This window comes from bacterium, from assembly GCA_035945995.1.
Lineage (GTDB): Bacteria > Sysuimicrobiota > Sysuimicrobiia > Sysuimicrobiales > Segetimicrobiaceae > DASSJF01.
Map to the genome: position 1 here is coordinate 1 of DASYZR010000142.1, position 10,456 is coordinate 10,456.

General features: G+C 65.6%; 12 protein-coding genes. 5 read left to right on the top strand and 7 right to left on the bottom strand.

Going from position 1 to position 10,456, the window contains the following annotated elements; all coding sequences use genetic code 11:
• Nucleotides 1-441: 441 nt before the first annotated feature.
• The 3 genes from VGZ23_16140 to VGZ23_16150 all read right to left on the bottom strand — a co-directional run bounded on the left by VGZ23_16140 (nucleotide 442) and on the right by VGZ23_16150 (nucleotide 3,399).
• Nucleotides 442-951 (bottom strand): hypothetical protein, encoded by a 510-nt coding sequence (locus VGZ23_16140; GenBank protein HEV2359123.1) that lies wholly within the window; start codon nucleotides 949-951, stop codon nucleotides 442-444.
• 79 nt (nucleotides 952-1,030) lie between these two features.
• A complete protein-coding gene (locus VGZ23_16145; protein ID HEV2359124.1) occupies nucleotides 1,031-1,582 on the bottom strand; it encodes a sulfocyanin-like copper-binding protein in 552 nt (183 codons plus the stop codon).
• Nucleotides 1,583-1,704: 122 nt separating this feature from the next.
• Complete coding sequence (locus tag VGZ23_16150; GenBank protein HEV2359125.1) at nucleotides 1,705-3,399, bottom strand: S-layer homology domain-containing protein; 1,695 nt, start codon at nucleotides 3,397-3,399, stop codon at nucleotides 1,705-1,707.
• A gap of 206 nt (nucleotides 3,400-3,605) precedes the next feature.
• On the opposite strand from VGZ23_16150, the gene VGZ23_16155 reads away from it, so the two are divergent.
• From VGZ23_16155 to VGZ23_16170, 4 genes are all read left to right on the top strand, one after another.
• Complete coding sequence (locus VGZ23_16155; GenBank protein ID HEV2359126.1) at nucleotides 3,606-4,271, top strand: response regulator transcription factor; 666 nt, start codon at nucleotides 3,606-3,608, stop codon at nucleotides 4,269-4,271.
• Complete coding sequence (locus VGZ23_16160) at nucleotides 4,268-5,692, top strand: PAS domain-containing sensor histidine kinase (GenBank protein ID HEV2359127.1); 1,425 nt, start codon at nucleotides 4,268-4,270, stop codon at nucleotides 5,690-5,692. The genes VGZ23_16155 and VGZ23_16160 overlap by 4 nt, the downstream gene beginning before the upstream one ends.
• Before the next feature lie 207 nt (nucleotides 5,693-5,899).
• A complete protein-coding gene (locus tag VGZ23_16165; protein ID HEV2359128.1) occupies nucleotides 5,900-6,217 on the top strand; it encodes a hypothetical protein in 318 nt (105 codons plus the stop codon).
• Between the two features lie 142 nt (nucleotides 6,218-6,359).
• The gene (locus tag VGZ23_16170; protein ID HEV2359129.1) at nucleotides 6,360-6,563 is read left to right on the top strand and encodes a hypothetical protein; all 204 of its coding nucleotides are present in this window, start codon (nucleotides 6,360-6,362) and stop codon (nucleotides 6,561-6,563) included.
• Nucleotides 6,564-7,025: 462 nt separating this feature from the next.
• On the opposite strand, the gene VGZ23_16175 is transcribed toward VGZ23_16170, so the two are convergent.
• Both VGZ23_16175 and VGZ23_16180 read right to left on the bottom strand, forming a co-directional pair.
• Nucleotides 7,026-8,381 carry an FAD-binding oxidoreductase gene (locus VGZ23_16175; GenBank protein ID HEV2359130.1) on the bottom strand — a complete coding sequence of 452 codons (1,356 nt, stop codon included), beginning with the start codon at nucleotides 8,379-8,381 and terminating at the stop codon, nucleotides 7,026-7,028.
• Nucleotides 8,382-8,467: 86 nt separating this feature from the next.
• Nucleotides 8,468-9,169 (bottom strand): helix-turn-helix domain-containing protein, encoded by a 702-nt coding sequence (locus VGZ23_16180; GenBank protein HEV2359131.1) that lies wholly within the window; start codon nucleotides 9,167-9,169, stop codon nucleotides 8,468-8,470.
• 169 nt (nucleotides 9,170-9,338) lie between these two features.
• Here VGZ23_16180 and VGZ23_16185 point away from each other — a divergent pair, with 169 nt between their 5' ends.
• On the top strand, nucleotides 9,339-9,806 hold the full coding sequence (locus VGZ23_16185) for a cupin domain-containing protein (GenBank protein HEV2359132.1): 468 nt from the start codon (nucleotides 9,339-9,341) through the stop codon (nucleotides 9,804-9,806).
• A 161-nt stretch (nucleotides 9,807-9,967) separates the two neighbouring features.
• Here the strand turns inward: VGZ23_16185 and VGZ23_16190 are convergent, their stop codons facing one another.
• Nucleotides 9,968-10,183, bottom strand: a complete 216-nt coding sequence (locus VGZ23_16190; GenBank protein HEV2359133.1) for an FAD-dependent monooxygenase — start codon at nucleotides 10,181-10,183, stop codon at nucleotides 9,968-9,970.
• A 119-nt stretch (nucleotides 10,184-10,302) separates the two neighbouring features.
• Nucleotides 10,303-10,443 carry a YHS domain-containing protein gene (locus VGZ23_16195; protein ID HEV2359134.1) on the bottom strand — a complete coding sequence of 47 codons (141 nt, stop codon included), beginning with the start codon at nucleotides 10,441-10,443 and terminating at the stop codon, nucleotides 10,303-10,305.
• Nucleotides 10,444-10,456: the final 13 nt, after the last annotated feature.

Below are 10,456 nucleotides of genomic sequence, written 5' to 3' on the forward strand. Positions count from 1 at the left end.
CGGCCAGCCGGCGCGCGACAAACCGCAGTCGTTCGTCCATCACCGAACACTCCTTCCAGGGCATCGCTCCCCCCCTTTCAGAGGGAGGAGGTGTTACCCATGTGTCCGGTACAACCTGTTACCTATGTCTCGGGTCGGTCACAACGTTTCCGGAAGCGCGCTCACCCTTGAACTCGCGCGATTTCGTCAACAATTTATTAGCAGCGTCCGCGGCCCGCTGCCGGCCCCTCGCGCTCGCGTGGACGTAGCGCGAGAGCGTGAACGACGCCGACTTATGACCGAGCCCGTCCCCCACCGTGCGGTAATCGATCCCCTCGGCCACCAGGAAGGTCGCGTGGAAATGACGGAGATCGTAGGGACGGGTAGGCGAACCTGCAACGCACGGCCTGGGCGCGGCTGTGAGATCGATCCCCGCCGGCGCGCCCAGGCCCGAAGCAGGCGTCAGATTACATCGATGTACCCGGCCTGATAGCCGATCCGACCCAACCCGGCACCTTCAACCGCCATGGCCCATCCAGCATTCCCCGTATCGCATGGGATGACGCAGGACCACCGGAACGTGCCCTTCTTGGAGGGCGTGAATGTATACGTCGTGATCCCGGGGGTGATGTTCCCGTTGGAGAGATCGAGCCCGGGCTTGAGCATGATGTTCAAGTCCAGGTCCGGCGCAGTCATCGTATGCGGCATGTCGTCATAGTTGATGATGGTGAACCGCACGGGCGTACCGGCATGCAGGACGAAGCTGTACGGCACGAATGCGTCGTGGGTCCTGCCGTCCGGACCCTTGATCATCTGGCTGCTGTCCGGGAAGAGATACACCTTGACCTCCTGCACCGTTGGGGCCGGGGCCGGAGTGGCGGCTGGGGCGACCCCGGCAAGCAACAGCACACCGGCGAACAGCCCGACCACCGCGCTCAGGACGCGCCAACGCGTCACCATGCCTCGAGTCATGTTCATCATCCTCCTCGCCTCGCGCGCTCTCGCGAGCGTCCCTCGTCCGGCGTGACACCCGAGCCATGGCGCGCGGAGTCTACTTTGTTGCCATCATCATTGCGCCCGCGGGCGTGACGCTGGGCGCCTCGGCCGTGGAAGAGACCACCAACGTGAACCACTGGCCGGCCATCGCGTGTCCCGGTACGGCACAGACAACGTCGTACGTCCCGGACTTGCTCGCCTCGAACGTGAACGTCTGCTTACCGCCCTTGGAGAGCCCCGCCGCGGGATCCTTGGTCGCCGCACCGGCGAACACGGGGGTCGTCGACGGCGCCGCCACCTGACCCGTACCGGCCGGCAGCACGACCAGACTATGGGGGGCCATGCCCACGTTCTCGAAGTGCACGACGACTTGCCAGCCGGCGGGGACCGTCACCGTCATGCCGCCCTTATGGTATCCGTTGAAGCCGAGTTCCACGTTCTTCTGACCGGCGACAACCGTCAACTCAACCGTGTGCGCTGCCGCGGCCAGAGCCGGCGCCCCGGCCGCCTGGAACGGGCCCGGCACGGCTCCGGGGCCAATGACCGGGATCGTCACCCCCACCGCCAGCACGATAAGCGTCGTCCAGTATCCCCGAGGCATCCTCATCCTCCCCACTCCCTCCCCGCCCCTGGATCCTTGCTCCCCATCGTATGGGGCCGGTGATTTGCGGGCCATCGGGCGGCCAGTGCATTGGGCATCGGGCGCTCGCTCGAAAGCGGCACCCGATCTCAGAACTGGTAGTCCAACTGCGCTCGGTACAGCTGTAACTGCTCGACCCCGCCGGTCCGCAGGTCACGGGCAAGGAACGTGATCTTGGCGTTGGGCGCGAATGCGTACCCGACCCCGGCTTCCCACTCGGTCAGACTCTGGCTGTTGGAGATATTGTTGCCGCCGACAAAGGTGCCGTAGATCGTCCACTTGTCGGTCGGATTAAACATCAGTTGCGCGGTGAAGCCCTGCGCGTTGCCGGGATAGAGCACATCGGCCATCGGGAAATCGGCCTCGGCCGCGCCGTACGGCGGGTAGAAGTTCTGGCCGTAGTTGACATACCCGGTCAGGAGCGACAGGCCGTGCGCGTGCAGCAGCTTGTCGAGGTCGCAGGTCACGTTCGCCTGCCACCCGCTGTCGGAGGTCCCATGGACCGCGTCGTTCCACTGCGCGTACTCGCCGTCGAGGTGGATCCCCATCGCGATGTCCCAGTTCACGTACCCGCCGCCCCCGCTGCCCGCGGCCGGGCACTGGATGCCGGTGCCCGCCGCGTTCGCCGGGCAATTGGGCGTGGCGGGGTTGAGCGACCCGCCGCCCGGGCCGTACAGGTGCCACCGCGCACCCAGGTCGGCCGGCGCCGCCGCGGCGGCGATCCCGGCCGGGTTGGTGATATTGTTGCCGACGTAGTACGCGCCGAGCCGTAGCCCCGGCATGACGCCGACGTTCGCGTCCACGCCGTAAGCGTCTTCGCCGGAGAAGTACGTCTGCGCGCCGGTGTTCCCGGTGACCCGGGCGATGACCGCCTGCCACTGCAACCCTCGGAGGACGTTGGCCGCGCCGGCGACGCGCAGGCCGTCCACGACGTTCACGGCACTGTCGGCCGTCGAGTCTTCCCACGTGTCGCCCCCGGTGTTCATGAGCAGGCCGAACGGCCCGAACTGCACCGGGTACGTGGTGCCCAGTTCCGTGCCCCCGAACCGGCCCAGCCAAATCTCCACCGGCCACCCGAACGCGTTCTTCCAATCGAAGAACAGGTTGTCGATGGCGGTCTGGACCCACGGGCTGGCCGCCCCGGTGCTCGCGCTATTGAAGACGGCATACGCGCCCCCGGTCCCGTTACTCAGCAGGGACGCGATCACATGGACTTCCGGCGCTACGCTGGCATCGAACGCCAGCTTGAAGGCCTCCCGCGCCTGGGGGGTCACGGCGGATCTGCCGGCGCCGACGGAGGCGGCCAACCCGCCGTTCAGGGAAGGCCCGGTGGCCACGCGCGCGGCATCGTAGCGGAACCGAAAGGCGCCGCTCACCCGCACGTTATCCAGCTTCGACTTGATCGCGTTGAGCTCACTTTCGATCGTCGTCACCCGGACGCCCAGCGCCGTCAGTTCCGCCCGAAATTCGTTCACCAACCGCTGGATCGTCTCGAGGTCGGCCTTCGTGACCTCCGGCGTTTGCGGTCCGGGAATTTGGATCGCCTCGATCCGCGACAGGAGCCGCGCGACGACCATCGCCATCTCGTACCGCGTCATCGCCCGGTCGCCCTTGAACGTCCCGTCCGGGTACCCCTCGACCAGACCCTTGGCGGCCAGCTCGGCGACCGCGTCGTAGGCCCAATGGTTCGTGGGCACGTCCGCGAACGGTTGGGCCACCGCCGGCGCCACCAGCCCGAACGCCAGGGCCGCGATGATCATCGTGACCGGCATAATCGATCGCATCCCCATTCCCCCCTCGCACTCGTCCCGGCGGCTGAATCCCGTTGGACGTGGCCCCTTTGAAGCATAGGCTCCGCGCCCCGCAGCAGAAAGCGGGGGACCCCGGAGCTCAATCCACGCGAAAATACCTGCGCGCAGACCGTGGTCTTGCGGCTTCGGCAGAGGATCAGAGACGGTACACTGGAAACAGAGCAAGCGGGGGGTTTGCCATGATTCGAATCGTGCTGGGCGAAGATCACTCGCTCGTCCGGGAAGGCACCCGCCACATGCTGGAACAGCACCCGGACCTAGCGGTGGTGGGCGAGGCCGGGGACGGTGAGGCCGTCTCCAATCTCATTGCCGGTCTGAAGCCCGACGTCGCCATCCTCGACATTCGCATGCCGGGCCTGAACGGCATCGAGATCACCCGGCAGGCAAAAGAAACGTCCCCCTCCACCAAGTGTTTGATTCTGACGGCCTACGATGACGACGATTTCGTGCTGGCGGCGATGGAGACCGGCGCCGCCGGTTACCTGCTCAAGACGGTGCGGGCCAGCGAGCTGGCTGACGCCGTGCAGCGGGTTCATCGTGGTGACACGGTGCTCCACCCCGACATCGGCCGCAAGATTGCGCTGATGTGGGCCCGCAGGCAGCCTCGGAGCGGCGACGAACTCCACGAGGCATTGACGCCGAGAGAAATGAAGACCCTGGAACTCGCCGCCCAAGGCATGCGCAACAAGGAAATCGCCCAAGCACTCGGGATCAGCACTCGAACGGTGGAAGGGCATTTCAGCACCATCCTGGCCAAGCTGGGCGTGCCCTCGCGAACCGCGGCGGTGGTCTACGGGGCGGCCCATCACTGGTTCACCCTGATCCTCAGGAATGAAGAGCGATGAGCGCCTCCCCGGCGGCGGTTCGATGGCTTGGCGGTCTGTACGCGGCGGAGCGCGAGCGCTTTGCCGACCGGCGGTTCTGGATGGTGCAGGCGCTGGTGCTCGCGCTGGCGGGTCTGCACGCGCTCATCGAGGGCACAGATGAACTCCACTCGCATGCCGCCCTCTACTTTGTGCCGGAAGCCCTGTTTCTGCTGCCCGTCGGCTACGCCGCGCTGAACTTCGGGCTCCGCGGCTCTGTTCTGACCGCCCTGTGGTCCACCGTCCTATCCTTACCGAACCTGTGGTTGTGGCATCGGGGCCCGCAACTGGAGGGAACCGTCCTCCAACTCCTCATCGTCAACGCGATCGCCCTCTTCGTCGGGCAACGGGTGGACCGGGAAGTCCGGGCCCGCCGCCAGTGCGAAAACACAACTCTGGCGCTTCAACGATCGGAAAGCCGCTACCGGAGTCTGTTTGAGACTTCGGCGGAGGCCGTGGTGGTGTTCGGCCGCGACGGAATCGTCCGGGAGGCCAACAAGGCGGCCGCCGATATGCTTCGGCGCCCCGCCGGAGCCCTGTCGGGGACGTCCCTGGTGAGCCTCATCGGCGAAGCGGGGGCCCGGCGGCTGCTGGAGGTGTCGTCGGGAACGCAGCGAGAACTCGTCCTATCGCAGCCTGACGGCCGGACGGTCTATATCGAACCATTGAGCACCGTCCTTGCCGCCGATGGCGGGGACGCGCAGATCCAGGTGCTCCTGCGCGACGTGACGCAAGAGCGCAACCGCCGTGAGGCCTTGCGGACCTATGCCGGGCACATCGTGCGCGCTCAGGAAGACGAACGCCGGCGCATCGCCCAGGAATTGCACGACGAGGTTCTTCAATCGCTCATCATCGTGTTGCGGTACCTGGACACAGCGGAAGATCTGGCCGGGCGCGCGAACGCTGCCGCCGCCGAGAAGATCGAGGCGGCCCGTGTCGCGACGGAAGACCTGGTCGCCACGGTCCGCAACTTTGCGCGCGGGCTCCGGCCGACGGGCCTGGAGGATCTTGGGCTCGTGGCGGCGGTCCGTCGGGTGCTCACGGATGTGAGTGCCCGGTCGCCCTTGCATACCGAGCTGCAGATCGGCGGCAGCGAGCGTCGTCTCTCGAAGGAGATGGAACTGGGGTTGTTTCGGATCCTGCAGGAGGCCGTGGTGAACGTGGAACGGCACGCCGGAGCGACGAATCTTCGGGTGGCCATCAGCTTCCAGCCCGAGCATGTGGAAATGCGGGTTCAAGACGACGGTCGGGGACTTGCTCTTCCCCCGCACCCGCAACTGGTGGAGAAGGGGAGCTTGGGAATCGTCGGGATGGAGGAACGGGCGGGATTGCTGGGCGGCATCCTGTCCGTGGCGTCGAGCCCCGGCCGCGGGACTACGGTCGTGGTCGGGGTCCCAGGATAACCGACCCGCGACCCGAGCATGCGCCGTGTCCCGCAAGGCATGCCTGGGGCGCCTAGTCGAGCTCCTTCTCCTGGATGAAGTCCGCGCACCCAATACGGTCTCGACCTGATAGTCTTGACAGTTTCCACCCGATAGTCGTTCGCGCATCTTCTTGTTATCAACTGAGGGAATAGCCAGGATCGATCTTATGCTCGAGGTAGAGGACGAGTGTCCCAGGAGGTCGAGGGATCGTTCTACACCATGGGCGGCGCACGCTTCATGCGTCCGTGGACCGACCTACGCCTTCGCGACCTGAGGAAGGTGTTCGGACCGGCATGGCTTGTCATGATGGCGGATGTGGATGCCGCAAGTATCATCACAGCGATGCAGACAGGAGCGTCGTTCAAATACGAGTTCATCATCATCCTGCTCTTGCTGATCATCCCACTGTATTTCATCTGCGAGATTGCGGGCAGAGTGGGATCGGTCACCAAGAAGGGTCTTTCCTCAAGGACCTGGCTGTGCGGACCGCCGTCGCACCGTTAAAGAGATCTTAAGGTTTGCTTGACGCCTGCGTAAACACGGTCTCCTGCCATTTCACTACGATCGGTGTGGTCTTGTCATAGTCGGCCAATAGGGCCTGGACGACGTGTGCGAGGGACTCGGTCCAGGTTGAGGATGCGCCCCTATGAACCCCGAGCTGTCGCGGGTCGCGAACCGGCTCAGCCTCAGCATCCTGACTGGAGCAATGATCATCGGCCTCGGGCTACTGATGCAGTATTACCACCCGCCGTTCTGGCCGCGCATCGCGGCGCCGTTCTTCTACCTCTCGTTCGTGGCCGCGGTCGCCTTCGGCGGATGGCTCGTGTGGTCAATGGTTCGTCGAAGATAGGCCGGGATGCCGTCGCGAGCAGTTCGGGCACCCGCCGCGGAGGTTCAGGGCACACGCACAGGGGACAACGAATCATCGTCGGGGCTCCCCGTGACAAAAGACGACGTGACAGGACGTCGTGCCGGCGATGCGATCCGGCCGTGACGGTCGTCGGCGCCGGACCGGCGGGACTGGCCTGCGCCATCGTCCTCGCGCAGGCAGGACGCCTCCCGAACTCAACCCGGCGGAGTTTGTGTGGGCGCAGGACGACCGCAGCTTGGCCAACAGCGCCCCAGCTGATCTCGCGGACCTCCGTCAGATGCTCCGCCGGTCGTACCGCAAGATCCGGGGGTCACAACGCCTGCTGTGGTCCTGCATCTTTGCGTCCGATCTCCCGTGGAGACGCTAAGCTGGCGTAGCCAGCCATCCAATGCTGATGAGAAATCGGGACACCAAGCATACCGATCCCGGGTAGCAGAGGCTCTAAGCGGGCAGAGAATGACGGGAAGGCGTGGGCTTGATATTTTGATTTAGGCAAAAGAAATTAGTGGGATCGTAGGCGGTCTTCAGCGCGACCAGCCGCGCGTACTTATCTTCGCCGTACGCGGCTCTGACGCGGTCCTCCCCTTCGTTGCCAAGAAAGTTCACATACACGCCGCCGGTGGACAGCGGGCGCATCGCTTCGGAGAATCTGCGCGTCCACGCGACCTCGGCCTCGAACCCGACGGCGGCCTCGCACACCGCGTTGATGTTGACGCTGTACTGTGCCGCCCGCCCACCATACGCGGTGGCGTTCTCCGCGGTCCGAGCGATGGCGCCGCCTAGCTGGAACAGGATCGTGTACGAACGGCGGGACTGAGCCGCCCACCCGTGAGCGAGCATCACGTCGATCGTCTCATCCCTGAGACCCGGCAAGTCATGGGACTTCCAATAGTAGTGGAGCCCGTGCGGCACCGTCGCATCGAACATCGCCTGGTGCGCGGTGTATTGTGTCGGCCGGATCGCATCGATGGCCGGGGGACCGAACGCGCGCAGCGGCGCGAGCACCCGTTCAGCGTCCCCGATGGGTCCGGCGTAACAGACGGCGATGCTGAGAACCGGCGTTCCGTGGAGACGGGCGGGGACAAACGGCAGCGGCGGTGCATGCCTCAGCGTGACGATCGTCGTGAGTTCGTCCGGCGCCTCGGCGGCAAAGTCGCGATAGAAGCGCAACGCGTCGCGCGCCTGCTCGTCAGTGTACAGCACGACGCCGGCGAGGACGGTGGGGCCCACGGGATGGAGCCGGAATTCGAACGACGTGACGATGCCAAAGTTCCCACCCCCGCCCCGGATGCCCCAGAAGAGCTCCGCCTGCTTCTCGTCGCTCGCGGTGATCAGGCGCCCGTCCGCGGTCACCACATCGACAGACACGAGATTGTCGCAGGTCAGCCCGTGCTTGCGCATCAGCCACCCGATCCCGCCGCCGAGCGTGAGCCCGGCCACTCCTGTGTGCGTAACGATGCCGCCGGGTGCTGCGAGGCCAAAAGCCTGCGTCTCGCGGTCGAATTCCCCCCAGAGCAGCCCCGGTTCGGCCCGCGCCGTCCGTCGTACGAGATCGACACGCATGCCCTTCATCGGCGAGAGGTCGATCACAAGACCGCCGTCGCACGTTGCCGTCCCGGCGACATTGTGGCCGCCGCCCCGCACCGCTGTGAGCACGCCCTGCTCCCGGGCCGCGCGCACAGCGCTCAGGACGTCGGCGGCGCCAGTGCACCGGGCGATAAGGGCCGGACGCCTGTCAATGGCGCCGTTCCAAATCCGGCGCGCCGCATCATAGCCCTCATCGCCAGGCCGGAGCACGGCTCCGCGAAAGCCGGCCCCAAGCTCCCATGAGGCAGGGTTCGTGCGCGCCTCTTGCAGTGGCGCCTTTCGTGCCGCGGCCTCGGTCACGACGCGGCCCCCCTCGCCGCCGCCTCTCGCACGGCCGGCGCAAATGGGCTCCACTGAAGCCACCGGGGAAAGACGCGGGTCAGGGCTGGCGGTCCGTCGACTTCAATCAGGCCTTCCCGCGTCGCTTCAATCCAGGTGGACCGGCCAAGCCAGACCTTAGAGAACGCGGTAAGATCGGCGCCGATGTACAGGTCGGTGTCAAAGCCGGGATCCGTCAGGCACAGAGAGACCTCGGGCTTCTCGATCACCAGCCAGTGGGGGCGGGGGCGTTTCATCCCGTGGAAGTCGAACCGGATCACGACACGCCGAAGCGGCACCAACGCGAGGTCGATGCGCCGGCGCATCCGCCAGAGGAGGAGCGCCGCATCAAGTTCATCCGGCCTGGGATCTCCGAACGCCCACTTGGCGCCCCACTCCCCCAGGCTCTGGATGACCGCCCTGAGCTCCTTCCCGGCGCCAGTCAGATAGTATCCGGCGTTTGCGCCGTCGGACGAGGTCCGCCGTTCGACGATGCCGGCGTGCTCGAGCCGCCGCAGACGCTCCGCTAGGAGCGGCCGGGAAATGCCGGGGAGGCCGCGGTCGAGATCGTTGAACCGATGAATCTCGGCCAGCAGTTCCCGGATGATTAACGGCGTCCAACGATCCGCGATGATTTCGATCGCCCGCGCAACCGGACAGTATTGCCCGTAGGGTTCCATAGCCCGATTCTTTCACAACGCCGGGCCGGCGACCAGTTCTGTTTTTACACTGGCGCGTCGGGCGGGGAGGACCTACGATGCGGGTGTGGCGGGGCGCCTCTGACGGGCCGCCGACGGACAGACCGCGCTCGACCACCCAGCGGAGTGATCCTCCGAGGAGGGCAGACCGATGGAGATCGACAGGCGGACATTCTTGATGCGGGCCGGCGCCGGATCTGCGGCCCTGGCGGCGCTGCCGTTTCTGCTTCAGGCCGGCGAGCAGCCGGCGCGCGCAGAAGACGTGGGCTTTAGACCGGCGGCGCTGCTCAAGAGCTCGACCACCGACACGGGCCAGCCGCTTGAGTTTCCCCCCGGTCCGAACGAAATCACGGCGTTCGTCGTCGAACTTGCGCCGGGCGGAAAGCACGACCGCCACCTCCATCCGGTTCCGATATTCGCCTACGTGCTCGACGGCACTCTCACCCTCGCCGTCGAGGGGCATGGTGAGAAGACCTATCCGGCCGGGACGGCCCACCTGGAACCGGTCAACACCTGGCACATGGACCTCAACCGGGGAAAGACACTCGTGAAATGGGTCGCAGTGTTCATGGGGCAGAAGGGAAAGCCGTTCGTGATCCCGGTGCCCAAGCTAGGCTGAGAGCGCATGATGCCCTCCTCAGCAGACGTGCCAGCAAGGCGCAGTGAAGCAAAGCCGTTACGATAGCGGTGCTACAGAGCATCGGTCATGAGAACGCAAGGGCGGCCGATAAATTGGTCTCCCTTGCGTCTTATGTTAACGTTAGCGGCGCACGCCGTGGGTCATCTGATCTCCTCGTTCGCGCAACGCGGCGTTCGGATGGCAGGCGGCCTTTCCACCGTGGCCGCCGACCGCAACACTTCGGCCAGCACGCACGCATCCTCCGTGGCCGTACGGCCTCCCTGTCCCATGAGGGGCGAGCTAGCATGCGCGGCGCCGCCGATGAGCACCACCCGACCGGTATGCCACTCATAGGCTGGCTTGGGTGTTCTTTCCATTACTTATACAATACTCAACAACTAATGACCGCATGCCGTGACGAGGCCATCGCAAAAATTGGCATGACCCAGGGGGACCTCTGGGATCGCCGCAGGGCGCTAGCGCTGACCGTAAGCTATCACGATTTCCTCTCGCTCACGAATTTCTCGGGGTCCTTGTCGAAGGCCGCCTTGCACCCCTTGGAGCAGAAGTAGTACGTCTGTCCCCGGTATTCGGAGGTGGCCGACGCTTTCCGTTCGTCGACGCTCATCCCACACACCGGATCCTTCGCC